Raw genomic sequence first — 22,590 nt, forward strand, 5'->3', positions numbered from 1 at the left:
GGCGGGGCCGGGTGTTCCTCGGCGCGACAATTCGACGGTATCGGTCGCCACTGACAATTCAGGGCGGCCAACTCTCCCATCACATACGGACGTTATGGATCGGACGGCAATTTTCGGCCCGGTGATCGCGATGTCGGTGCGACTGTCGGTGGCGGGTGCTGTCATGAAGGCGGCGACGAACGCGAGAGGCCGCGGACAAGGGGGAACAGTGCCTGGGAACTGGAGATTCGTCAGCGTGTGGCACACCGGCATCGCACGGCTGCGGCAGTGCCGTGACATGGCTGCGGGGGCCGGGCAGTGAGCCCGCGCCGCCGGCGGCGTCGCAGCGGCCCGGGTAAGGGCAACGAACTGCCCGTCGTCCTCGGCGTTCTCGTCGCCATCGGGTTGCTGCTGGTCAAGGTCGCCCAATGGGCGCTGGTGAACTGGTGGGTTCTGGTCGTACTCGGCCTGGTGGTGCTCCTCATGCTCGTGGGCTGGATCTACCGGGGCATTGGCCGGATGAGGTCAGCGCAACTGCGCAGCCAGGGTCTGAGTTATTCGCTCGGCCAGCTCGACGCGATGCACCACACCACATTCGAGGACGCCATACGCGATCTGCTCGCCCGGGACGGTTCCCGGGACGCGCTGCGCTGCGGCGGCCGGGGCGATCTCGGCGCCGATGTGAAGGGCCACGATCCCCTCGGTCGCTTGTGGGTGCTCCAGTGCAAACACCGCAAGGCGGGGCTCGACGGGTCAGCGGTCGGCACACCGGCACTGCAGACCCTCAACGGCACAGGCCGGCCGGTGCACAAGGGCGATGTCGTCGTGATGGTGACCAACGGTCGTATCTCGCGGCCTGCCCAGGCGTTCGCCCGGGAGCAGCGGCTGCACCTGGTCGACCGCCCGCTACTGGAGCAATGGGCCCTCGGGGCGCGCCCGCTGTGGGAGATCCTCCCGTCGATACCACCCCCGCGGAAGCCGCCGCTGGGGCGCTGAACAGCCGGAGTTTCGTCGGGCGGCATGTGCGGCAGCCCCCGTCGGGAGCTCTCTCCCAGCGGGGCCGACCGGCTCGCGCGCCGCCTGCACGGGGTCCATGCTTGTGCGCCGCGCACAAGTACGTGGCCCGACTGCATGGCGGTACTGGGCGCTGGACTCGCGGATGACACCGTGCCGGGTCAAGCAGGGGACCCGCTTGCCGCACACGGGCCCGTACGGGCGTGGTGCCCCGCTTCCCTGCCGGTCGGCTGTGCGGGATGGTACGGGCATCTGCTCGATCCGAGCCGGGAGGCGAAGTTGCGCGAACAGACCGCACCAGTGTGGGAGAGCGTGTTCGACGGCCCGGAGGTACTCGTCGTCCCGGATGAGACATGGGCCGCTCACCGTAAGCCCCGCGGGGTCTCCGACCAGGGGTACACCGAGGACTGACTCGGCTCCTTGTCGCTGTACCCAGCGCCCCGGGGTCCGCGCGTATCGCGCGGGCCCCGGGGCCGTACTCGCCTGGAGACACGGATGCTCAAGTGCTCATTGACCCAGGGAAGTTCAGGGCTGGAGCCGTGGGGGTGGGACCGGGGCCGGTGGCGCAGGGGCCAGGACTGGGTGGAGCCCATGGCGCACTCGGCACTGGAGGCGCTGTCCGTGACCGACGGCTGTGCCACGCTGCTGGTGGTGCGCGAGCGGGCCGCCGCGGGACAGCCGTCATCACCGCGCGACCTGGGCCCGGTCCGGGTTGATCGGCACGTCTACGCGCAGGTGGTGCGGGAGTGCCGGCGCCGGCCGTTGCAGGCCGTGTGGATCGAGACCGCCCCAGGCGGCGTCCGTATCGAGACCGGCCTGGGCGGGGTGTGCCCCCTCTACCTGGCGGCGGACGGCGACGGGCGGCACCTGTTCGGTTCCTGGGAGCTGATGGACCTACGGACCCTGCTGTCACCGGGCGGCTTGGACGAGTGGGAACTGACCCGACTGCTGACGGGCACCGTGGGCTACGGCCACGCCACGCTGTTCGCACGGGTGCGGCGGCTGTCCGAGCGGTCGACGGCCCATTTCCGCGAGGACGGGCTGAGCCTGCTCTACCCGCCCCCGGCCGCGCATGCGCTGCCGACCAGGATCACCGCGGGGGCAGACGTGGTGGCGGGCTTCGAGGCGCTGGCCGCCCACGTCTTGTCCCGCCGCCCCCTGGCCGGCGGCCTCGTGGCCGCCCATCTCTCCGGGGGCATGGACTCCACCAATCTGGCCCTCACGCTGGCTGCCGCCTTTCCGGGGAGCGTCACCCCGTGCGCACTGCTCATCGACGGCCCGGCCGGCGCCCAGCAGTCCATGCGCCGCCGCGCCATCATCGACAGCTCCCCCTTCGCCTTCGGCGCCGACTGTGTGGTGGCGGCGGCCCAGCACCTGCCGCTGCACCCGGACGGCCGGCGCCGCCTGGCGGCCGATCGCATCAGCCCAATGGAGGAGCCGTATGTGGAAGCCGCCCACACACTTGCCGGCCGCCTCGCGGAGCGCGGCATCACCACCGTGGTCACCGGCTTCGGCGGCGACGAAGTCTTCGACTCCAGGCCCGGGGACACCGTTGATACCGCTGCTCCGCCGCTGCCGCCGTGGTGCGGGCCGCACGTGCGCGACCTCATCGGCGAGGCCCGGGTGACGGGCACCGCGCCGCCCACCGTGGCCCCGGAGACCGCCCTGGACGCCCTGAGCGTGGCCACGCCGCTGCTGGCCCGCCAAGGACTGTGGGCCCTCGCGCCGTTCACCGATCCGGACATGGTGCGGTTCGGCGAGCGGCTCCCCGCCGAGTGGAAGCGCGACAAGCTGATACTGCGCCACCGACTGGCCTGCCTCGGCCTTCCCGAGGACGTGGTGTTCCCGCCGCTTCGGGAGAATTTCGGCCGTCTGATGAACGAGGCGGTCCACCGGCACGCGGTACCGCTGCTCCGCGGCTGGGGCGAGGACCTGCACCTGATCGAGCAGGGCTACCTCGCCCCGCAGCCCTTCGCCGAGGCGGTCGAACGAGCGGCGGCCGGGCCCGAGGAAGCCGCGCCGTACCGTACGGTCCTCTACCTGGTGACGGCGGTCGAGCTGACCCTGCGGGCACTGTAGCCGCGCGCCGCACCACACGGGTGGCTTCGGCGCATTCGGCTCTGCCTGCCCCGGGCGCCGCACCATCATGAGCTGAGTGACCACCACCCCACCCGCCCCCGGACCCGCCGGGGCCGCGCAGCAGACACTCGATGCCGAGCACGATCCACGCCTCGACGACTTCAGCCAGGCGAGCCTGGGCCAGATGGCCGCGCGCCTGCCGCGCACCCTGGCCACCGCCGCGCGCCTGGGATGGGACGCCGACCGCCCCGCCGTCCTGTGGCTGATGGCCTGTCAGGTGGCGTTGGGCAGCGCCTCGGCCGCCGCTCTGGCCGTCACTCCCACGGTGATGGGTCATGTGCTCGCCGCCGGAGACATCGCTGCCCGGCTGCACGCCGCCGTCCCCTCCCTCACCGGCCTGGGGGCGGCGCTCGTCGTCGGCGCGGGTGGAGCCGCAGGCGCTCAGTACGCTGTCGCCCGGCTGGCCCCGGAGGTGACGACCGCCGCCGACCAGCAGATTCTCGCTGTCACCCCGGCAGTTGAGCTGGCCGCCTACGACCGGCCCGGCTTCGCCGAACGCCTCCACGCAGCGGGAAAGGGGGCCGAGGCCACCGAGACCCTCATCGCCGACGCACAGGCCGCCACCGCCGCCCTCGCCCAACTGGCGGCGGCAGCAAGCGTCCTGGCGGTCCTGCACCCGTTGCTGCTGCCGCTGCTCGTGCTGGCTGTGCTGCCGCGGGGCGGCGCAGCCGTGGTCGCCGCACGGATCGCCCACCGCGCCGAGCACCGCTGCTTCGCCGACAACCGGCTGCGCTACCTGCTGCGCTACTACAGCACCGAAGAACGCAGCGCCGCCGAAGTACGGGTCGGCACCATGTCCGGCTTCCTGAGCGGCTGGTACCGCCAAGTCACCGGCCGAATCAGCGCCCACCACCGCGCCGCCGCGCCGCACGTCCTGCGGGTGACGCTGGCCGGTTCCGCCATCAGCGGCCTGATGCTCGCCCTGTGCTGGGGCGTCCTGGGCTGGCTCGCCGCCACCGGCCGCATGGAAGCCGCCATCGCCGCCACGGCCGTGGTCGCCGTCCAAGCCTCCACCAGCGCGCTCACGGCCATGGTCATGGCCGCCGCCCGCCTCTTCCGCACCAGCCTCTACCTGGACGACTGGCAGTCCTACCTGCGTACCGCCCACAGCTTGCGCGCGGTACGCGGCCAGACACCCATCCCCCCGGGCTCCCCCGGCCTCATCGAAGTACGCGACGTCAGCTACCGCTACCCAGGCCGCGACCACCCCGCACTCGACGGCGTCAGCCTCACCCTGCGCCGCGGCGAACTGGTGGCGCTCGTCGGGGAGAACGGCTGCGGGAAATCCACCCTGGTCAAGCTGCTGACCGGGCTGTACCTCGCCGACGAGGGCCAGGTGCGCTGGGACGGAGTCGACCTGGCCCAGGCCGACCTGCACAGCGTGTGCCAACGAGTCGGACTCGTACCGCAGCGCTTCACCCGCTGGCCGATGGACCTGCGCGCCAACATCCACCTCGGACAGCCCCGCACCGAAGACGACTCGCTGCTGCTCGCGGCGGCGAAGGCAGCAGGCGCGGACAGCGTCATCGCCGCCGCCCCGTACGGCCTGGACACCCTGGTCGCCAGCTCCAACTGGGGCGGCGTCGACCTCTCCGGCGGCCAATGGCAACGCGTGGCCGTAGCCCGCGCGTTCTACCGCGACGCCGACCTGCTGCTGCTCGACGAACCCACCAGCGCCATGGACCCCCGCGCCGAGCACCAGGTCATCCGCCGCTTCAAAGAACTCGCGGCCGGCAGAGCGGCCGTCTTCGTCACCCACAACCTCGACAACGCCCGCATCGCCGACCGCATCATCGTCCTCGACCACGGCCGCATCGTCGAAACCGGCACATTCGACTCCCTGCTCGACTCCGGCCGCCTCTTCGCCGAGCTGTACAAACTCGCCCAGGACCGGTGAGGCGGGCAGCGCGGCATGGAAAACCGCTCGCATACGGGGGGTCCTCCCGGAGATCGCTCGGCTGCGGAAGGGGCGCGGCGGTAGCGTTGAATACGCCGGAGAGGTTGTCCAGGACATTCTGAGGAGCGTGAAAAACATGCTCAATGAACAGATCTGGCATAAGTCGAGCTACAGCGGCGGCGAAGGTGGCCAGTGCGTCGAATGGGCACCGCCCGGTGCGGCGACGCGGGCCTTCGTTCTCGTTCGTGACAGCAAGGTCCTGTACGGCCCGGCCCTCACCGTCTCCCCCACCGCGTGGATCTCGTTCATCGCCTTCGTACGTGCGGGAGCCGGCACCTCATCGTGAGGCACCGGCTCCCGTGGCAAAGGCGTGTCAGACCTCGGGCCGCGTGACGAACGGTTCCAGCGTCACGTAATCATCGACGGCCCGGCGGTAACTGGTGTGACCAGTGGTCTGCGTATGACGGCGCATCCACTCCTCGATCCATTCCGGACCCCCGGAACGGATCATCTCCCCACAGCCCTTCACCTCAACAGCGACGCATTCGGCGCTGTACTCCGGGCGCGCTTCGGGGTCCCGCTCGAACGTCCACGCCGCATACCGGGAAGCGCGCTTCATGACGCCTCCCCTCGGCCGCTCTCGCCGGAAACGTCCTTGACGGCCAGCCGAACCGCCGTGTCCGGTACGCCGAGACCGGCACGGTGCTGAGGGCATTCGCACCGGGGGAAGACGAGGGAGCCGGGCGGAAGTTCCGGCCCCTCGTCCGACTCGTCCAGGTGATTCGGGGGCACCGTGGAAACGAGGAGCGCCCCATCGGTCCCCCTCTCCGCGATCATTCGGGCCAGGAGCGCCCGCGCTGTGCTCTTCATGCGATCATTCGCCTCAGTCCGTGCCGTACCCGTTCGGTCAATTCCCTTGTGGGCTCCGCGTATTGACGTGGCACCCAATCAGGAGCCAATCGCCAGAAGCCGCCTGTGCGAATGAGTTCGCACAGCGCTTCAAGGTCGTCCCCTGGGGATGGGGGCCCGGGGGCCTGTTCGATCACGTCGCGCACCTTCCTGCCGGTTTCCCGATACCACCTTGGCCCCGTGGTCGTACGATCACTAGCAGTGACAGCCGGACAACGGCATTGTCCGGCCGGGGAGGCACACATGCCCGAGAAGACCGAAGAACTGGACGGGGCGAACGACCCCCGGAGCTTCTGGCATACCGAGGTCAAACGCCTGCGCGAGAAAAGGGGTTGGCTCCAGAGCAGGCTCGGCAAGGAGATCAACGTCTCGGAGGACTACGTCAGCCGCCTAGAGCGAGGCGTACGACCGCCGACGCAGGAGCTGTCGGTCCGCTTGGACCAAGTATTCGACACAGACGGACACTTCGTGCGCCTATTCGAACTGGCCAAGAAGTCAACCGGCGCGATACCCGACTTCTTCGCTTGGGTGGCCGAGATGGAGAAGTCGGCACAGCGGATCGAGGAGTATTCCCCCAGCCTGGTCCCTGGGCTGCTACAGACAGCGGACTACGCCCGTGAGGTATTCAAGGCCGTGTGGCCGTACCATCCGCCCGAGAAGATCCAGCAGTTGGTCGACGCCCGATTGGAACGCGCTGAGATCCTCACCGCTCAGGGCGGCCCGGAAGTCTGGATCATTCTCGAAGAAGCACTGCTGCACACACGCCTACCCGCAGGCATCATGGCCAGCCAACTTGAGCACATCGTCGAGCTGATTGAGGGGCGAAAGATTGTCTTGCAGCTGCTGCCGCAAGACATCGGGATGCATGCACTCAAGACCGGACAACTTCGGATCATGACGCTGGAGGACGGCGCCCAGATCGCCTATACAGAGGGCCCCCACTCTGGCAGCGTGCTCGACACGGCGGGAGAGGTGGCAGCCTGCCGAAGGTCATACGATCTGGTGAGGGCTACCGCACTTCCACAAGCAGACTCTCTCGCCTGGGTCAAAGCGGCACTTGAGGAGCACAAGAAGCATGATCAGTGAGCACGCGTGGTACAAGTCAAGCCACAGCGGCGGCGAAGGCGGCAACTGCATCGAGTGGGCACCGGCCACCGTGGCAACGCGCGGCGTCGTACCTGTCCGTGACAGCAAGGTCCCGAGCGGCCCCGTCCTCACCGTCTCCCCCACCGCGTGGGCCTCGTTCATCGCCTTCGCGGCCCGTAGCGACGTCTGAGCGCCGCCAGCGCGTACGCACACGAAAGCCGGCACCGCATCACGCGGTGCCGGCTTTCGCCGGTCCGGGCCCCGGCCCGACCCCGGCCTACCGCCCGCGTGACCACGCCGCGGCGTCGAGGCCGTAGCGGACGAGGAGGCGGGCGAACTGGACGCGTTCCTCTTGCGTCCAGGCGGCGGTGATCTCCTCGAAGGCCGCTCGCTGCTCGGCGGCGAATCGGTGGCGTTCGGCTTCACCGGGTTTGGTGAGTTCGAGGACGGTGCGGCGTCCGTCGGCCTGGGAGGCCACGCGGCGCAGGAGTCCGTCGGCGATACAGGCGGCGACGGTGCGGCTGGCCACCGGCTGGACGACGCCCATCTCGGCGGCGAGGCCGCCGACCGTCATTTCGTCCGCGGCGTCGGCGATGACGTTGAGGACGAGGTTGCGGGAGAGGTCTTTGTTCGAGGCGGGTGCGCGGCGGCGCAGGCGGGACAGTGCCGGGCCGATCTGGTCCAGCACCGGATCGTCGTCGTCGGATGGCTGGCCGGGGGAAGACGCGCTGCTCATGGGCCTCATCCTAGCCAGCGCTGTACAGTTGCATACCCATAAGCAAGTACATAGCATCAGGTATGTAAATGTGAACGAGCAAGGAAGTGAGGTGGGCCGCTATGGCACTCACCGCGATCACCGGGGCGCGGGTCTTCGACGGGGAGAAGGCGCTCGGCGTGCAGACCGTGGTCATCGACGGCGCGCGGATCGTCCGCGTCGGCGGGGAGGTTCCTGACGGCTGCGTGACCGTGGACGGCAGCGGGGCGACGCTGCTGCCGGGGCTCATCGACGCTCACGTGCACTCGTTCCCGGGTTCCCTGGCCCTCGCGCTGCGGTTCGGCGTGACGACCGAGCTGGAGATGCAGGGGATGAACACCCGGGAGAACCGGGGAGCCGTCACGGAGGACGACACGGTGGCGGACGTGCGCTCCGCCGGGTTCGGCATCACGCCGCCGGGAGGCCACCCGAGCGAGCTGATGCCTGAGGGGTACCGGCCGAACTTCGACCTTCCGCCGGTCAAGCCGTTGATGCCGTTCTCCACCACGCCGGAGGAGGCGGCGGCGTACGTTCCGCAGCTGCTGGCGCGCGGGTCCGACTTCATCAAGTTCATGATCGACGACGGGAGCGTGGAGGGGCACCCCGGACTGCCGATGCTCGACCAGGCCACGGTGAACGCCGGTGTGGCGGAGGCCAAGAAGTACGGGGCCCTGACCGTGGCCCACGCGCTGACCGTGGAGGCCACCAGGATGGCCGTCGAAGCGGGCATCGACGGTGTCGTGCACGTGTTCATGGACCAGCCGCACACGGCCGAGATCATCGAACTCATCAAGGACGCGGGCATGTTCGTGGTGCCCTGCATCAGTCTCAACGCGTCGCTGATGGGGATCACGGGCAGCGAACTCGCCGACGACCCCCGTGTCGCTTCGCGCCTCGACAGCAAATGGGACGAGACCCTGCGTTCCAGCTTCGACCGCTACCCGCAGGGCAAGTTGGACGACGTGTACGACACCGTGCGCGCGCTGGACGCGGCGGGCGTGGACGTACTGGCCGGCACCGATGTCTCCGTGCCGGAGACGTTCTTCGGGGGCCTGGCGCACGGGGCCAGCCTGCATCACGAGTTGCAGTACCTCGTGGCCGCCGGCTTCACGCCCGAGCGGGCCCTGCGCGCGGCGACGGCGACCACGGCCCGGCGCTTCAACCTCGGCGACCGGGGCCGCATCGCGGAGGGGCTCCGCGCGGACCTCCTGCTCGTCGACGGCGACCCGACCGCCACCATCGGCGACACCCTCAACACCCGCGCCATCTGGCGCCGCGGCACGCGTCTGGCGAGCTGACCGCGGCCCCGTGCCGTACGGGCGCGGGGCGGGGCGTGCCCGGCCGGTGAACGTACGACCCGCCCGTACCGCCGGGCCCCTGCCGCGACCCGCTCGGGCCGCTCAGCCCAGCGCGTCCATCAGGGCGGTGACGTAGGCGTCCAGCCGCTGCTCCACGGCTCGCGCCGTCAGCTCCGTCCGCCCCGACTCCCGCCATGACCGCGCTATCACCCCCACCTCTTCCGAGGACGCCAGCGCGTCCCGCACCAGCCAGTACAGCCGCTCGCCCGCGGTCGCGGCCAAGGCCCCGCCGGCCTCCTCGTACGCCTCGGCGAACCGCAGGCCCCACGCCGGGCCGTGCAGCAGCGCGAGGATGGCGGAGCAGTGCGCCACATCGAGGTCCGCCGGGCCCCAGGCGGCCCCCGCCCAGTCGACGACGCCGGTGATCCGGGCGTCTGCCGGGGCCGCGGGCGCCACGTCGAAGAGCACGTTGCCGGGCTGGAAGTCCCGGTGCAGGAACCGCCCTTCGTAGGGCGGCACGGGCTTGCGGATCACGTCGATCGCCGCGGCCCATGCCGCCGTGTCGGCGCCCTTCGGGGTCACGACGGTCTCGGCGGTCGTCAACGCCACGTACTCCCGGGGCCGTTCGGCGGGTCGCACCGCGTGGATCGCCACGAGTTGACGGGCCAGCGCGGGGACGCGCGCCTCCAGCCCCTCGTCGGCGAGGACCGTCCGCCCCGGTAGATGCGTCATCAGGAGCGACGGGTACTCGCAGTGCGCGGCGGTCGGGTCGACCGCGACCAGTCCGGGAGCCGTCACGTCGGACCCCGCGAGCAGGGACAGGGCGCCGGACTCCCTGTTCAGCCAGTCCTCGGCGTGCTCCATGCCGACGAAGGTCCGCAGCACCAGGTCCCTGGCGCCCCCGTCCCGCGTGCCGATGGTCAGCCGCCGCACTTCGGCGGTGATGCCGCCGTGCAGCGCCTCGGTCGCGACGACCCGTTCGCCGGCCGCCAGGTGCCGGTTCACCCAGGCCATCGTCAACGGCCGTACGGTCGCCGCCTCATCGTGATTGGTCATAGCGCCACCCCATCACCCGGACGACGGCACGCGCAAAGGCGTTTTCACCGGGGGTGAGGGTGGCTTTTCGGGTGCTTTCGTACCGCCGTTACGGGCGTACTTCGTACGGTCCTTGTGTCACCGCCCTTCCGGCCGGGGCGGCGGGGGTTGGCTGGCCGGCATGACGTTTCCTCGATCACCCCGTTCCGTGCTCGCCGCCGCCGTGTGCGTGCTCGCCGCCGGGTCCGTAGTCTCCGGGCCGGCCGCGGCCACCCCCAAGGCGAGCGCCGCGAAGCCGGTGACCACGACGTACAGCAAGCCGGGCAAGCACCAGTTCACGGTGCCCAAGGGTGTCCGGTCGATGAAGTTCGAGTTCGTCGGCGCGGGCGGCGGAGGAGGAGGCGGAGGCACGGCGCCGGGCACCAACGGGACCCGGGGCGGCTCCGGCGGCGGGGGCGGTGCGCGAGTCGTCTGCACGGTGGCCATCCAGCCCGGCACGAAGCTCACCATCGACGTCCGGCGCGGAGGCGCGGGCGGAAGAGCCACCCAGCGCTACAAGGACACGAACGCGTTGGAGAAGGGAGCTCCGGGCGGCAACGCCATGTTCTCCGTGCGCGTCACCTCGCCCGGCAACGCGTTCTCCGCCGGTGCGGCGGGCGGGATGGGCGGCAACTACGCACTCGACCACCGGACCGTGTACGAGTCCGGGGTCGGGCTCGGGCTCGGCGGGGACCTCAAGCCCGGATACGGCGGGGCCGTAGGAGGCTGCTTCGCCCGAGGGAAGCGACTGCCCGGCGGCGAATTCTGGAAGGGCGCCAACGGAGCGGAGGGCCGCCACGGCAACGGTGGCGGCGGCGGCAAGGGCGGCGTACACGGCAACGCCGGAGCCGGCCTCCCCGGCGCCTGTCCGGCCGGTACGGGCAAGGGCGGCGACGGCGGCCGAGGCGGCATCCGCCGCGACAACGGCGACAAGGGCACAAAGGGCGGCGACAGTTGCGCCGTCATCACCTACACCCCCGCCGCCTGACCGCTTCTCCCGCCCTGTGGGCCTGGCCTCGGCCATCACGCTCGCGGCCCGCGAACGTACGTAACGGAAGCCGGCATCTCACGGTGAGGTGCCGGCTTCCGCCGCTCCCGAGCCCCGGCGCACGGAGCCGCGAATAACCGCCGCACGGCACCGATATCCGAACGAGCGGCAGCGCGGTGGTGCGGCCGAGGAGAGCCCGCGCGGGGCGGCGCACCAGTGGGGCGGGTGGGGCGCGGCGGTTGTGTCCGCCGAGCGGACTTCGGCCATTGCTGGCGCGGGCCCGCATCGCCGCAACCGTCCCGCGACCGTCCGCCGGGCCTCTTTTCGGCCGAGCCGTCAGATGCCCGGTGCCGCGTTGCGGACCATTGGAACCAAAGGCACTTCGTGGGTCATGCTTCAACCACTAAGGCATACCGCGCACCATAGGCAATGATCAGAAGGCTTCTGCGCCGCTTCGCGCCTCTGTTACATGATCGCGCGTCAGCTCGCCGCGACCCGCCTCACCTTCCGGCTCTGAGACCCCCGTCACGCGACTTCGCGCCATTACGGAACGCGTTCAACCAGCGACCGGAAGTGATCGGACGATGTGCGTTCGGTGTGCGCTTGGGTCAGACTCCCGTCCGGTATCTGCACCTACAAGCAAGGGAGTGTTCGAAATGCGGTACATCACTGGGGGAATCGCTCTTGCCGCCGCGCTGGCCGTCACCGGCCTCGCCGGGGCGTCGACCATGGCCAACGCCGCGCCCGTACAGCCCAAGAGCCTCTACGCGCCCTCGGCGCTCGTGCTCACCGTCGGCGAGGGCGACCATGCCGCGAACACGACGGTCCGCCGCGCGGTGACGCTCAGCTGCGCCCCGACCGCGAGCGGCACGCACCCGGCCGCGACGGCCGCCTGTGCCGAACTGCGCGCGGCGGACGGGAAGTTCGACGTACTGGCCGAACCGGCCTCGAACCGAGCGTGTCCGCACGTATGGAGCCCGGTCGTCGTCACCGTGGACGGCGTCTGGGACGGCGCCCGCGTCTCGTACGAGCACACCTTCGCCAACGCGTGCACCAAGGAGAACGCGCTGAGCACGGTCTTCGAGTTCTGAGGCCGCCGCTACTGAGAGCCGCCGCCCCTGAGAGCCGCCGCGACGCCGGCCGTACGCGGTGCGGGCTGAGATCCGTACGTGGTGCGGGCTGAGGTCCGTACGCGGCAGGACCTGAGGCCCGTACGGTCCGTACGCCGCGGTGCGGCCCAAGGTCCGTACGCGGCACGGCCCGAGGCCCGTACGCGACCCGGCCCCCGAGTCCGTACGCCATGCGGTCGCGCGGCCTCCGGGCCCGTACGCGGTGCGGCCCCCGGGCAACCTGGAGGGGTTGCCCGGGGACCGCGTCAAGCGGACCGGGTGGGGGCCGGTCGATCAGCCGATGGCCGGTGGACCAGCCGACTAGCCGATCTCAGCCCCGTACTCCTTGAGCGCCTCCGGGACCGGCTGGAAGAAGGTCTCGCCGCCCTGGGAGCAGTCGCCGCTGCCGCCCGAGGTCAAGCCGAGCGCCGACTCACCGTCGAAGAGGGCGCCGCCGCTGTCGCCGGGCTCGGCGCAGACGTCGGTCTGGATCAGGCCGTCGACCTGGCCCTCCTGGTAGTTCACGGTGGCGTTGAGCGCCTTGACCGTGCCGTCGTGGACCTGCGTGGTCGAGCCGCTGCGCTTGACCTTCTCGCCCACGGTGGCCTCGGCGGCCTTACTGATCTTCTGAGTGCCGCCGTAGAGGTCCACCTCGCTCGGGTGGTCCGTCTGGCCGGTGTACTTCGCGATGGAGTAGTCGTGACCGGGGAAGGTCGACGCCTCCGTGGTCGCGATCTCCTGGCCGCCCTGCTGGTCGGACCAGCTCTTGACGGCGTTGCCGCAGTGGCCGGCGGTCAGGAAGTACGGCTTGCCGCCCTTGGTGACGTTGAAGCCGAGGGAGCAGCGCGCGCTGCTGCCCCAGATCGCGTCGCCGCCCGCGATCAGCGGCTTGAACTCACCAGCGCTTCTCTTCAGCGCGGCCTTGTCGCCGAGCGAAGAGACGACCTTGTTGACCTTCGCCAGCTTGGCGCCCTTGACCGTGCGGTCGGCGGTCACGACGACCTGGTTGGTCCTCGGGTCGGCGGCCCAGGCGGTGCCGGGAACGGCGGCCTCGGCGCTCAGCGTCCGACGGGCGGAGTCCAGCTGGGCGAGCGAGTGCTTGACGACCTTCGGCTCGGCCCCGGCCTTGCGGACGTTGTCCGCGGCGGCCTGGTTGAGGACGTTGACGACGAGCTTCTTGGCCTTGGCGTCGTAGTACGAACCGGCCGCGTCACCCTTGAGGCCGGCGGAGAGCTTGCTCGCAAGCTTTCCGGCGGACGTGACGGACAGTGAGTCGGGGGTGGGTGCTGGCGCCGCGTTGGCGCTCTGCAGGGTGAGGGACGCGGCCGCGAGTACGGCGACGCCTGCTCCGGCGAGGGCTACGCGCCGCTTGGGCATCCGACGGTGCTTCAACTCTTGACCTCCAGTGGGGGGATGGGCCCGGCTGTGGGGTAATGCCCGGACCCGGAGGGGGTACGACATGGGCGCCGCCCCCGATCGGGAGTCGCGTCCATGCCAAGTTGCGCCATCGAGTATTCCGATGTGGCGAGGGAGTACACAAGACCGACTTCCAGTCGCGCGAACAGAGTTTCGCGCGCCCCTGTCACAGGAGTCGCACAGGTAACTCCCCGCACGTCGGCCAAGGTGCTGAACACGGTGGGCTGATGGCTGGTCAGCGCAGGGTGAAGCGCAAAGCTGTCCGGTAACCGCCCCTCCGTTTCCGGAATGCGAGGCGGTTACGCCGAGTGGATTACGGGCGGGGGCGCCGGCTCCGTTCGGGCGTCTGCCGGGTTCCGGGCACCCACCGGTCCCGCCTCCGTACGGACGCCCGTCGCGCGTACGGAAGCGGACCGCCGCCGCCCGCTCAGGCCGCCGTGTGCCGATACGTCGGGTAGGTGATGTATCCGGCGTCGCCGCCCTGATAGAAGGTGTCCTGGTCGACGGGGGCGATGGGCAGCCCGTTGCGCAGGCGCTCGACCAGGTCGGGATTGGCGAGGAAGGCGCGGCCGAAGCTGATCAGGTCGGCGCCCCTGTCCAGCCAGCGGACGGCCTCGGCCGGTCCGGTCTGCTGGGGGCCGCCGGGCATGGTGGGGTTGACGATCAGGGTGCCCGGCCACGCCTTGCGCAGCGAGAGGAGTACGTCGTCGTCCGCCGTGGCCTCCAAGTGCACGTAGGCCAGGTCGAGATGGGCCAGCTCCGCCAGCAAGGCGGTGTTCAGCTCGACGGCGTCGTTCTCCCACGCGTCCCAGATACCGCCGCCGGGCGACAGGCGGATGCCCGTACGGTCGGCGCCCACGGCCTCGACGGTGGCGGCGGCCGCCTCGACCGCGAACCGGATACGGCCCGCGACCGAGCCGCCGTACCGGTCGTCGCGCAGATTGGCGTTGGACGACAGGAACTGGGAGATCAGATAGCCGTTGGCGCCGTGCAGTTCGACCCCGTCGAAGCCGGCGTCGACGGCGCGGCGGGCGGCGTCCGCGTAGGAACGGGCGTGCTCCGGCACCTCGTCGGTCTCCAGGGCCCGGGGCACGGGCATGGGCCGCGGACCGTTCGGGGTGAAGACATTGCCTTCGCCGGCCACGGCCGACGGGCCGACCGGCTGGAAGCCCGTGGTGTCCGGGTGCGAGACCCGGCCGCCGTGCATGATCTGGGCGAAGACGCGGCCGCCGTTGACGTGCACGGCATCGGTCACCTGCCGCCAGGAGTCCCGCTGCGCGTCGGTGGCCAGACCGGGCGTGCCCGGGTTGGACTGCCCGACGAGGCTGGGCTGGACGCCCTCCGAGACGATCAGACCGGCCGTGGCCCGCTGGGCGTAGTAGATCGCCATCTCGGGGGTGGCCAGACCGCCGGCGGCGGCCCGGACGCGGCTCATCGGAGCCATGACGGTCCGGTTGGGGAGGGTCAGCCCGCCGAGCTGGTAGCTGCTGAACAGGGACGGCATCGGTTTCTCCTTCGTGCACCCGCGCCCCGATCTTTCGGGGCGCGGGACCACGCTAAAATCTGACACCGATGTCAGATTCAAGTCGAAGGCGTCGCGAAACCGTGTGAGAGCCCTCACATGGATGCACACCGCCGGAGACCGGCGAAGGGGGCACCGTGCGCATCGGCGAACTTGCGGCACGTACCGGAGTCAGCGTGCGATCACTGCGCTACTACGAGGAGCAGCAGCTGCTCACCAGCGTCCGCAGCGGCGGCGGGCACCGGCATTACGTGGAGGCCGACGTCGACCGCGTCCACTACATCCAGGGCCTGTACGCGGCCAACCTCTCCAGCCGCACCATCGCCGCCCTCATGCCGTGCGCCGAATCGCCGAGCACGCACAACTCCGACGCGGCCCTGGAGCGGATGGCCCTCGAACGCGACAAGCTCACCACGCGGATCGACGGCCTACAGCGGGCCCGGGACACCCTCGACCGCATGGTGGACGTGGCCCGCACCCACCGGGAGACGCTGACGCACGCGGGTGCCGCGCCGGTGGCGGAAGGCGCGGGATTTCGGTGCTCCCACTGAGCTTCCGGGCGTGATGCCGCCGGACGGCGATGCCGCTGAGTCGAGGGTCTCGACGGACGGATCGCGCTGGTACGGAGCAGCCGTGGGGATGCCCGTGCACGCGGCGCCCGACCGGGCGTACCGCTCGATCGGGCGCCTGGGCCGCGCTGTCCGGGGATCATTCGGCCGTCGGTTCCACGGGACCGGCCGACACCGATGTGCTGGTCCGCATATGGCTGCGCGCACGACCGTCGCATCGCGCTCAGGGGCGCATGACGATCTTTCCCACGTGCCCCCTGCGGGCGAGTTCCTCCTGTGCCCGGGCGGCCTGGTCCAGTGGGAAGGCCGCGGCGATGACGGGCTGGACCTCCGCCCGGCGGGCCAGGTCCATGAGGAGAGCGAAGTGCGTGGGCGTGTGCATCGCCGAGCCGATGACCTGGGCGTTGTGCAGGTAGAGGCGGCGCACGTCGAAGGTCACGCCGTAGCCGCCGAGCGCACCGGCGATGACCCACCGGCCGCCTTCGCGCAGCAACGGCAGCCCCTCGCCCACCAGTTCGCCGGCCACGACGTCGAGTGCTACGTCAACGCCCTCCGGGGCGGCGGCGCGGATCTGCCCGACGATGTCGCCGGCGCGGTCGACGACTTCGTGCGCGCCCGCTTCGCGCACCGCGTCGATCTTGGGGCCGCTGCTGATGGCGACCACCCTCGCGCCGCGCGCACGGGCGAGCTGCACCAGCGCGAGGCCGACGCCACCGGACGCCCCCGAGACCAGGGCGGTCTCCCCCTTCCGCAGCCGGCCTCGCTCGATCATGCCGAGCGCCGTGCCGTAGGCGGTCGGCAACGCCGCGAGCTGGTCGTCCGTGAGCGGGGATTCCGTCACGTCGTGCACCTGCTCCGCCGGCGCCGTCACGTACTCGGCGTACCCGCCGTCGCGTTCGCTCCCCATCAGGCCCACCGGGTTGGCGTCCGGCCCCTCGGCATCGTAGATCGCGGGGTCCACGACCACCCGGCGCCCGACGAGGCTCCCGTCCGCCTCCGCGCCGACGGCCACGACCCGGCCGGCCACGTCCGCGCCCTGAATGCGCGGGAAGTCGATCGGGCCTCGCCAGCCCGACCGCGCCTTCGGGTCTCCCGGACGGCCGTAGGCGCCCTCCCGGGTCCACAGGTCGGTGTTGTTCAGCGCCACCGCGCCGACCTGCACCAGCACCTCCCCTGCCTGGGGCGTGGGGACGGCGACCTCCGCCACCTCAAGGACCTCCGGACCTCCGTGCTCCGTGATGCGCACCGCCCGCATGGACTGGGCTCGCTTGGCCTGGGCCCGCATGGACTGGGCTCGCTTGGCCTGGGACGCGCTCATTGCTCGTACCTCCTCGCAGGTATACTGATCGGTGAACATCCCCCACCGTACATCGCTATACCGATCTGTGAAGGGGTATCCGACCAGTGGAGAGATCTGCCATGCCGGAAGCGCGGCCCATCACGCCCGCCGGACGCCGCGTCGTGGCGGCCGCCGAGGAGTTGTTCTACGAGCGCGGAATCACCGCGGTCGGCGTGGATCTGATCGCCGAGCACTCAGGCGTGACCAAGCGAACCCTGTACAACCAGTTCGGTTCGAAAGACCACCTCGTGGCGGCCTACCTCACGGAACGCGACCAGCGCTGGCGGTCACTCGTCCGTACCGCCGTCGATGCCGCCGGCGCTCCCGCCGAGGCCGTCGTCGCGCCCTTCGAGGCGCTGCGGACCTGGGGCGATGCCAACACCCGCGGCTGCGCCTTCATCAACGCGCTGGCCGAACTCCCGGACCCCTCACACCCCGCGCACCGCATCGCCGCCGACCAGAAACGCTGGCTGCTGAACCTCTTCGAGGAACTCGCCGCCGCGGCGGGCTGCTCGCACCCGGCTACCCTCGCCACCCGGCTCCTCGTGCTGCACGAGGGCGCGCTCGCCACACAGCCCCTCTCGATCGACACCCTTCGGGAGAGCACCGGCCTCGCACGAGACCTGGTTCAAGCCGGCATGCCGCCCCGCCGCCGGACGCATTGACCACGAGCGTTTTCGACAACGCGCTTGTCGGCGGGCGAGGTCGGGGCCGGTGCGGGGGCCATGGCCTGCCCTACTGCACCTGCGGCTCCGGGCGCGCCTGGCCCGGTTGATACGGCTGCCCCGCCTGGTCCGGTGGTCCCGGTGGGTCCGGCTGCTTGGCCTGTGGTTGCTGAGGCTGCGCCTGTTGCGTCTGCGGCGGCTGCGCCTGCTGGGGCTGGGGCGGCTGCGGCGGCTGCTGGGACTGCGGCGGCGGCTGGGGTTGGGTCTGCTGGGGCGGCTGCTGGGCATGCGGAGTGGCGCGTTCCAAGAAGCGCAGCAGTTCCACCGGGAACGGCAGCACCAGCGTGGAGTTCTTCTCCGCCGCCACGGCCACCACGGTCTGCAACAGCCGCAGTTGGAGCGCCGCGGGCTCCTCCGACATCTCGTGCGCGGCCTCGGCCAGCTTCTTCGACGCCTGCAACTCCGCGTCGGCGTTGATGACGCGCGCCCGCCGCTCGCGGTCGGCCTCGGCCTGCCGGGCCATCGACCGCTTCATGGTCTCCGGCAGCGACACGTCCTTGATCTCCACCCGGTCGATCTGCACGCCCCACCCCACGGCCGGGCTGTCGATCATCAGCTCCAAGCCCTGGTTGAGCTTCTCGCGGTTGGAGAGCAGATCGTCCAGGTCGCTCTTGCCGATGATCGAGCGCAGCGAGGTCTGGGCCATCTGGGAGACGGCGAAGCGGTAGTCCTCGACCTCGACGATGGCGTTGGCCGGGTCGATCACCTTGAAGTACACGACCGCGTCCACGCGCACCGTGACGTTGTCGCGCGTGATGCCCTCCTGCGCGGGCACCGGCATCGTGACGATCTGCATGTTCACCTTGCGCAGCCGGTCCACGGCCGGGATCACCATCGTGAATCCGGGCCCGCGTACGGACGGCCGCAGCCGGCCGAGGCGGAAGACCACGCCCCGCTCGTACTGCTTGACCACGCGGGCCGCCGCGAGTGCGTACAGCACACCCGCGGACGCGACCGCCGCTCCTGCTGCCACCAGCTCCTCGACCATCACGGCCCCCTAGCCGTCCTGGGCCCCTCCCCGTCTGCGGGAGCGGGGAGGGCGGGTGTTATTTCCCACGGTATGCCCGCTACGGGCAGCGGTCGAGACCCCTGGAGCGGGTGCGGCCCCCAGTCCGAAGGCGGCCGGAGATCAGTCGCTCGATCGCGGCGGCGACGTACTCGGCGTACGGACGCAGGCGCGGCAGAAGGTCGTCCCAGCGTTCCCGCTCCGCACCGAGGTAACCGGCCCGCGCGCGGACCAGTACGGGGCGGTGTTCCGCTGGAAGCCGGGCGAGCGCCCAGTCGGCGGCCGCGTCCTTGGAACCGATCTCCCCGGTCGCCAGGGTCCGCCAGACGCGGGCGAGCGTCAGGACGACGTTGCGGGTGTCGTCCGCCAGCTCGGCCAGCAGTTCCGGCACACCGGCGGCGATGCCCCGGCGCAGGTCCTCGTGCGGTACGGCGTCGAGCGCGGCGGCCGGGGGCGGCCCGTACAGCGGTGCGTCGCCGAGCAGCACCATGGTGATCAGCGGCGCGAGATCGGGGCTCTCCCCCGGCCCCGGCGTCCCGCCCCGCTCATACTCGGCGCGCAGCCACTCCCCGTACTGGAACTCGCAGCGCGGCGGATACCGCCACGGCCGCACGTCACCCTGGACGACGACCGTCAGTTCAACGGGGCGAGCCCCTCCAGCTCCCGCGTCTCCCGCGCCGGAGATCTCCAGCAGCGCGTCCACGAGCGCCCGCCGCTCCCCCGTCGTCGTGCGCCGCCGCAGGACGGCCAGCACGTCGACGTCGCTGCTCGGCCGCAGCCCGTCCAGCACGGCGGAGCCATGGAGGTACGCGCCGACGACGTCGGCGCCGAACACCCGCCGCACCACGCGCACGACGTCCTCGGCCTGCGCTTCCGGGAGGCCCGTCCCACTGTTCGCCACGGTCCGGATCGTAGGGAACGGGCGAGGGCGAGCCAACAGGTTTCCGGCGGGGCACGGCCACTGCACCGTCACCGATTAATCTGGTGATCATGACCGATTCCGCAGACGTACGCCGCATCGCCCTCTCCTTGCCGGAGACGGTGGAGAAGGAGGCATGGTCCATGCCCACCTTCCGCGTCGCCGGCAAGATGTTCGTCACGGTCCCCGACGACGAGACGTCGTTCGCGGTGAGGTGCCCGATGCACGAGCGGCAGGAGCTGATCGCGGCGGAGCCGGAGAAGTTCTGGGCGCCGCCGCACGAGGCCGGTTCCAACTGGGTGCGGGTGCGGCTCGCCGCCCTGGAGGACGTCGGCGAACTGCGGGACATCCTCGTGGACTCCTGGAAGCAGGCGGCTCCGCCGCGGCTCCTGGACGCCTTCACCGAAGCGGGCTGAAGCTGAGACAGCCGGCGCCGGGCGTCGGCCGAAGACCGTGAAAAGTGAACGCGAAAGCGAAGGCAGCCGTGCGGCCGGATCAACTCACCTATCTCATACGCGGGTTATGGGTCGTCGGCACGACAGCCGTCGTCACCACCGCCCTGACCGCATGGTGGCTCTGGGAGGACCGGCTCAAGAACCACCGCGATGACGGGCTGGTGTCCGGCCAGGTGCTGGTGAGCCGGGACGGCCGTACGCTCACCGCCGCCGTCGGCTGGTCCCCCTGCCACGAAGTGCGGCCCGAGCTGGCCGCTCGGGAGTCCTCCGACACGGTCGCCGTGACGATCAGGACCGGCATCTCCGACCTGTCGCACCCCTGCCGGACCTCGGAAGACCGGCAGGTCTCCGCCACGCTGCGGGCCCCCTTGGGAAAGCGACAGCTCATCGACGCCCCCACCGGCCAGCGCATCCCCCCTTTCGACGGCGCCTTCCTCGGCAGCCCCCGCTACCTCCCACCGGGCTACGCGCGGACGGACGTCATGTACCAGGAGGCGCCCGGCCTCCAGCGGGGTCTTCCGTCCCTGCTCCAGCGGGAGGGCGAACACGGGCCCGCCTGGGCCCGCTATTACCGCAAGGGCTCGGGGAATCCGTCGCTGGCCATCGCGCAGACCACCGGCGAAGGGCGGCAGGACGGCTTGGGCGAGGCCGTGTCCGTCGCCGGGCTCCCCGGCCACCTCTTCAAGGGGACGGGTTCCGAGCACGGCGTGACCTGGTTCGACGGGGCCTTCACCTATGTGGTGTGCGAATCCGGCCCGTATCTGGCCACCGGCGAACTGCTGAGAATCGCCGGCCGGCTCGGCGGCGGGGAACGGGGCGGTGCGGCGTACGGACCGGCCGCGGTCCCACGTTCCTGATCTCCGCGTTCCTGATCCCCACAGCCCTGATATCCACAGTCCTGATCCCCGCAGTCCTGGCATCCGTCGGCTCCCGATGCCCCTCTGAACCGCCCGGCTTCCGGGGCCCGACACGCCTGCCTCCGGCCGGTGTTCCGGCCGGAGGCAGGCGCCGCTGGCGGGGATGGTGGGGAAGAGATCCGTGCCTTCGAGAACAGAACCGTGCCCTTCGAGAACTACGCCTTCGAGGGCTGTGCCTTGCCTCGGAACGCGCTCACAACGCGATCAGGGGAGGGTCACGCCATAGGCGTTCATCGCTTCGACGACCGGCTGGAAGTACGTCGTGCCGCCGGAGCTGCAGTTGCCGCTGCCGCCGGAGGTGAGGCCGATGGCGGTGGAACCGGAGTAGAGCGAGCCGCCGCTGTCGCCGGGCTCGGCGCAGACGGTGGTCTTGATGAGGCCGGAGACGATGTCGCCGTTGCCGTAGTTCACGGTCTGGTTCAGCGCGGTGACCTTGCCGCTGTGGGTGCCGGTGGTGGAGCCGCGCCGGGTGACGTTCTGGCCCACGGTGGCGTTGGCGGCGCTGGTGATCTGCTGGCCACCGACGGTGCTGGGGTGGGCCAGCGAGGCGTTGGTGTACTGCACGATGCCGTAGTCGTTACCGGGGAAACTGGTACCGGTGGTGGGGCCGATGCTCGTGGTCTTGCTGGAGTTCGCGTAATAGGCCGGCTTGCCTTTGGTGCAGTGCCCGGCGGTGAGCAGGTAGTACGTGTTGCCCTTGCGCACGTTGAAGCCGAGGGAGCAGCGCCAGCTCGGCGCGTAGATCGCGTCGCCGCCGGTGAGGAGCGTCCGGAGCTTGCCCGCCATGTGCTCGATGCGGATGGCGCCCGCGTTGGCGCCCGCCTCGCTCTTGATCCTGGATATGTCGGCCGCGGTGACGGTGCTGTCGACGGTGACGACCAGGGAACCGGTCTTCGCGTCCACGGCCCAGGCCGTGCCCGCGACGTCGGCGCTCCGCACGGCCGAGTCGGCCGCGGAGAGCTGGGCGGCGCTGTACTGTTCGGCGGCCTGGCCGCCGTCGGCGTGGGCGTTGGTGGCGACGAGCGCCGTCGCGGCCGCGAGGCCCGCGGCCGTGGCGAGCAAGCCGGAACGTCTCGCGATGCCGCTGCGGGGGGTGGTGCGCTTGATCCTCACGTTCTTCCTCCCGAGGAGGGTAAGGGGCCGTCGTGGGGTGGACGGGCCCGTGAGGCGCAGTCAAAGGGCACACCGGATTCCGCTTCCGCCGTGCCCCTGACAAGCGCTGCTGCGGAGTATCGGGGCGTGCGGACAGCGGGCGCAAGGGCATGTTTCGGACGGCCGCCCCGTGGCAGAGCGCCATGACCCCGGCGGCTCGGAGGCCGCCGGGGCCGGCGCTGACCCCCTCGGGCCGGCGATAGGACGTATCGGCGCGCGGGCCGGTTCCACCGCCGGGCGTCCGGCCGCGCACCGGCCGTCCCGCCGCTTCCGCCGCCTGTTCCCCGAACCCCGTTCCGCCGCCCGTTCCCCTGCTCGTCCCC

22 protein-coding genes are annotated in these 22,590 nt (G+C 71.0%); 13 read left to right on the forward strand and 9 right to left on the reverse strand.

Annotated elements, in window-relative coordinates:
* The first annotated feature begins 297 nt into the window (after window positions 1–297).
* The 4 genes from AB0I22_RS33215 (at window position 298) to AB0I22_RS33230 (ending at window position 5,375) form a co-directional block, all read left to right on the forward strand.
* Window positions 298–975: a restriction endonuclease gene (locus AB0I22_RS33215; RefSeq protein WP_363134714.1), complete on the forward strand. Its 678-nt coding sequence runs from the start codon at window positions 298–300 to the stop codon at window positions 973–975.
* 609 nt (window positions 976–1,584) lie between these two features.
* A complete protein-coding gene (locus AB0I22_RS33220; protein WP_363134715.1) occupies window positions 1,585–3,072 on the forward strand; it encodes a hypothetical protein in 1,488 nt (495 codons plus the stop codon).
* A 76-nt stretch (window positions 3,073–3,148) separates the two neighbouring features.
* Window positions 3,149–5,029, forward strand: a complete 1,881-nt coding sequence (locus AB0I22_RS33225; protein WP_363134716.1) for an ATP-binding cassette domain-containing protein — start codon at window positions 3,149–3,151, stop codon at window positions 5,027–5,029.
* A 136-nt stretch (window positions 5,030–5,165) separates the two neighbouring features.
* Window positions 5,166–5,375, forward strand: coding sequence for a DUF397 domain-containing protein (locus AB0I22_RS33230; protein WP_363134717.1), 210 nt, complete (start codon window positions 5,166–5,168; stop codon window positions 5,373–5,375).
* A gap of 27 nt (window positions 5,376–5,402) precedes the next feature.
* On the opposite strand, the gene AB0I22_RS33235 is transcribed toward AB0I22_RS33230, so the two are convergent.
* Window positions 5,403–5,648: a hypothetical protein gene (locus tag AB0I22_RS33235; protein ID WP_363134718.1), complete on the reverse strand. Its 246-nt coding sequence runs from the start codon at window positions 5,646–5,648 to the stop codon at window positions 5,403–5,405.
* 533 nt (window positions 5,649–6,181) lie between these two features.
* On the opposite strand from AB0I22_RS33235, the gene AB0I22_RS33240 reads away from it, so the two are divergent.
* A complete protein-coding gene (locus AB0I22_RS33240) occupies window positions 6,182–7,024 on the forward strand; it encodes a helix-turn-helix transcriptional regulator (RefSeq protein ID WP_363134719.1) in 843 nt (280 codons plus the stop codon).
* Window positions 7,014–7,214 carry a DUF397 domain-containing protein gene (locus AB0I22_RS33245; protein ID WP_363134720.1) on the forward strand — a complete coding sequence of 67 codons (201 nt, stop codon included), beginning with the start codon at window positions 7,014–7,016 and terminating at the stop codon, window positions 7,212–7,214. Before AB0I22_RS33240 ends, AB0I22_RS33245 begins: the two co-directional genes overlap by 11 nt.
* Window positions 7,215–7,301: 87 nt before the next feature.
* Here the strand turns inward: AB0I22_RS33245 and AB0I22_RS33250 are convergent, their stop codons facing one another.
* Entirely contained in the window at window positions 7,302–7,760 is a 459-nt protein-coding gene (locus tag AB0I22_RS33250) for a MarR family winged helix-turn-helix transcriptional regulator (protein ID WP_363134721.1), read from the reverse strand.
* Between the two features lie 101 nt (window positions 7,761–7,861).
* Here AB0I22_RS33250 and AB0I22_RS33255 point away from each other — a divergent pair, with 101 nt between their 5' ends.
* Window positions 7,862–9,076, forward strand: a complete 1,215-nt coding sequence (locus AB0I22_RS33255; RefSeq protein WP_363134722.1) for an amidohydrolase family protein — start codon at window positions 7,862–7,864, stop codon at window positions 9,074–9,076.
* A gap of 102 nt (window positions 9,077–9,178) precedes the next feature.
* On the opposite strand, the gene AB0I22_RS33260 is transcribed toward AB0I22_RS33255, so the two are convergent.
* Window positions 9,179–10,132, reverse strand: a complete 954-nt coding sequence (locus tag AB0I22_RS33260) for an aminoglycoside phosphotransferase family protein (RefSeq protein ID WP_363134723.1) — start codon at window positions 10,130–10,132, stop codon at window positions 9,179–9,181.
* Window positions 10,133–10,292: 160 nt separating this feature from the next.
* On the opposite strand from AB0I22_RS33260, the gene AB0I22_RS33265 reads away from it, so the two are divergent.
* Together AB0I22_RS33265 and AB0I22_RS33270 are read left to right on the forward strand one after the other, a co-directional pair.
* Window positions 10,293–11,138: a hypothetical protein gene (locus AB0I22_RS33265; RefSeq protein WP_363134724.1), complete on the forward strand. Its 846-nt coding sequence runs from the start codon at window positions 10,293–10,295 to the stop codon at window positions 11,136–11,138.
* Between the two features lie 656 nt (window positions 11,139–11,794).
* Window positions 11,795–12,229, forward strand: coding sequence for a subtilase-type protease inhibitor (locus AB0I22_RS33270; protein WP_363134725.1), 435 nt, complete (start codon window positions 11,795–11,797; stop codon window positions 12,227–12,229).
* Window positions 12,230–12,568: 339 nt separating this feature from the next.
* Here the strand turns inward: AB0I22_RS33270 and AB0I22_RS33275 are convergent, their stop codons facing one another.
* Together AB0I22_RS33275 and AB0I22_RS33280 are read right to left on the reverse strand one after the other, a co-directional pair.
* Window positions 12,569–13,624, reverse strand: coding sequence for a S1 family peptidase (locus tag AB0I22_RS33275; RefSeq protein WP_363134726.1), 1,056 nt, complete (start codon window positions 13,622–13,624; stop codon window positions 12,569–12,571).
* A gap of 466 nt (window positions 13,625–14,090) precedes the next feature.
* Window positions 14,091–15,167, reverse strand: coding sequence for an alkene reductase (locus tag AB0I22_RS33280; RefSeq protein ID WP_363134727.1), 1,077 nt, complete (start codon window positions 15,165–15,167; stop codon window positions 14,091–14,093).
* A 155-nt stretch (window positions 15,168–15,322) separates the two neighbouring features.
* Between AB0I22_RS33280 and AB0I22_RS33285 the strand changes: the two genes are divergently transcribed.
* A complete protein-coding gene (locus tag AB0I22_RS33285; protein ID WP_363134728.1) occupies window positions 15,323–15,736 on the forward strand; it encodes a MerR family transcriptional regulator in 414 nt (137 codons plus the stop codon).
* A gap of 241 nt (window positions 15,737–15,977) precedes the next feature.
* On the opposite strand, the gene AB0I22_RS33290 is transcribed toward AB0I22_RS33285, so the two are convergent.
* Window positions 15,978–17,039: a zinc-binding dehydrogenase gene (locus AB0I22_RS33290; RefSeq protein ID WP_363134763.1), complete on the reverse strand. Its 1,062-nt coding sequence runs from the start codon at window positions 17,037–17,039 to the stop codon at window positions 15,978–15,980.
* 134 nt (window positions 17,040–17,173) lie between these two features.
* Between AB0I22_RS33290 and AB0I22_RS33295 the strand changes: the two genes are divergently transcribed.
* Entirely contained in the window at window positions 17,174–17,758 is a 585-nt protein-coding gene (locus tag AB0I22_RS33295) for a TetR/AcrR family transcriptional regulator (RefSeq protein WP_363134729.1), read from the forward strand.
* A 70-nt stretch (window positions 17,759–17,828) separates the two neighbouring features.
* On the opposite strand, the gene AB0I22_RS33300 is transcribed toward AB0I22_RS33295, so the two are convergent.
* Window positions 17,829–18,806, reverse strand: coding sequence for a slipin family protein (locus AB0I22_RS33300; RefSeq protein ID WP_363134730.1), 978 nt, complete (start codon window positions 18,804–18,806; stop codon window positions 17,829–17,831).
* 79 nt (window positions 18,807–18,885) lie between these two features.
* Window positions 18,886–19,725, reverse strand: coding sequence for an aminoglycoside adenylyltransferase family protein (locus tag AB0I22_RS33305; RefSeq protein ID WP_363134731.1), 840 nt, complete (start codon window positions 19,723–19,725; stop codon window positions 18,886–18,888).
* Between the two features lie 89 nt (window positions 19,726–19,814).
* Between AB0I22_RS33305 and AB0I22_RS33310 the strand changes: the two genes are divergently transcribed.
* Together AB0I22_RS33310 and AB0I22_RS33315 are read left to right on the forward strand one after the other, a co-directional pair.
* Window positions 19,815–20,159 (forward strand): MmcQ/YjbR family DNA-binding protein, encoded by a 345-nt coding sequence (locus AB0I22_RS33310; protein ID WP_363134732.1) that lies wholly within the window; start codon window positions 19,815–19,817, stop codon window positions 20,157–20,159.
* A gap of 44 nt (window positions 20,160–20,203) precedes the next feature.
* Entirely contained in the window at window positions 20,204–21,055 is an 852-nt protein-coding gene (locus AB0I22_RS33315) for a hypothetical protein (protein ID WP_363134733.1), read from the forward strand.
* A gap of 264 nt (window positions 21,056–21,319) precedes the next feature.
* Here the strand turns inward: AB0I22_RS33315 and AB0I22_RS33320 are convergent, their stop codons facing one another.
* A complete protein-coding gene (locus tag AB0I22_RS33320; protein WP_363134734.1) occupies window positions 21,320–22,228 on the reverse strand; it encodes a S1 family peptidase in 909 nt (302 codons plus the stop codon).
* Between the last annotated feature and the right edge of the window lie 362 nt (window positions 22,229–22,590).

It is taken from the genome of Streptomyces sp. NPDC050610 (assembly GCF_040654875.1).
In the GTDB taxonomy this organism is placed as follows: Bacteria; Actinomycetota; Actinomycetes; order Streptomycetales; family Streptomycetaceae; genus Streptomyces.

What these genes read in the sequence shown, in the direction of transcription:
- AB0I22_RS33310 (WP_363134732.1), top strand. Translation starts at nt 19,815, where the DNA reads ATGACCGATTCCGCAGACGTACGCCGCATCGCCCTCTCCTTGCCGGAG.
- AB0I22_RS33280 (WP_363134727.1), bottom strand. Translation starts at nt 15,167, where the DNA reads ATGCCGTCCCTGTTCAGCAGCTACCAGCTCGGCGGGCTGACCCTCCCC.
- AB0I22_RS33240 (WP_363134719.1), top strand. Translation starts at nt 6,182, where the DNA reads ATGCCCGAGAAGACCGAAGAACTGGACGGGGCGAACGACCCCCGGAGC.
- AB0I22_RS33245 (WP_363134720.1), top strand. Translation starts at nt 7,014, where the DNA reads ATGATCAGTGAGCACGCGTGGTACAAGTCAAGCCACAGCGGCGGCGAA.
- AB0I22_RS33290 (WP_363134763.1), bottom strand. Translation starts at nt 17,039, where the DNA reads ATGCGGGCCCAGGCCAAGCGAGCCCAGTCCATGCGGGCGGTGCGCATC.
- AB0I22_RS33265 (WP_363134724.1), top strand. Translation starts at nt 10,293, where the DNA reads ATGACGTTTCCTCGATCACCCCGTTCCGTGCTCGCCGCCGCCGTGTGC.
- AB0I22_RS33255 (WP_363134722.1), top strand. Translation starts at nt 7,862, where the DNA reads ATGGCACTCACCGCGATCACCGGGGCGCGGGTCTTCGACGGGGAGAAG.
- AB0I22_RS33295 (WP_363134729.1), top strand. Translation starts at nt 17,174, where the DNA reads ATGCCGGAAGCGCGGCCCATCACGCCCGCCGGACGCCGCGTCGTGGCG.
- AB0I22_RS33250 (WP_363134721.1), bottom strand. Translation starts at nt 7,760, where the DNA reads ATGAGCAGCGCGTCTTCCCCCGGCCAGCCATCCGACGACGACGATCCG.
- AB0I22_RS33220 (WP_363134715.1), top strand. Translation starts at nt 1,585, where the DNA reads ATGGCGCACTCGGCACTGGAGGCGCTGTCCGTGACCGACGGCTGTGCC.
- AB0I22_RS33260 (WP_363134723.1), bottom strand. Translation starts at nt 10,132, where the DNA reads ATGACCAATCACGATGAGGCGGCGACCGTACGGCCGTTGACGATGGCC.
- AB0I22_RS33275 (WP_363134726.1), bottom strand. Translation starts at nt 13,624, where the DNA reads ATGCCCAAGCGGCGCGTAGCCCTCGCCGGAGCAGGCGTCGCCGTACTC.
- AB0I22_RS33300 (WP_363134730.1), bottom strand. Translation starts at nt 18,806, where the DNA reads ATGGTCGAGGAGCTGGTGGCAGCAGGAGCGGCGGTCGCGTCCGCGGGT.
- AB0I22_RS33235 (WP_363134718.1), bottom strand. Translation starts at nt 5,648, where the DNA reads ATGAAGCGCGCTTCCCGGTATGCGGCGTGGACGTTCGAGCGGGACCCC.
- AB0I22_RS33270 (WP_363134725.1), top strand. Translation starts at nt 11,795, where the DNA reads ATGCGGTACATCACTGGGGGAATCGCTCTTGCCGCCGCGCTGGCCGTC.
- AB0I22_RS33230 (WP_363134717.1), top strand. Translation starts at nt 5,166, where the DNA reads ATGCTCAATGAACAGATCTGGCATAAGTCGAGCTACAGCGGCGGCGAA.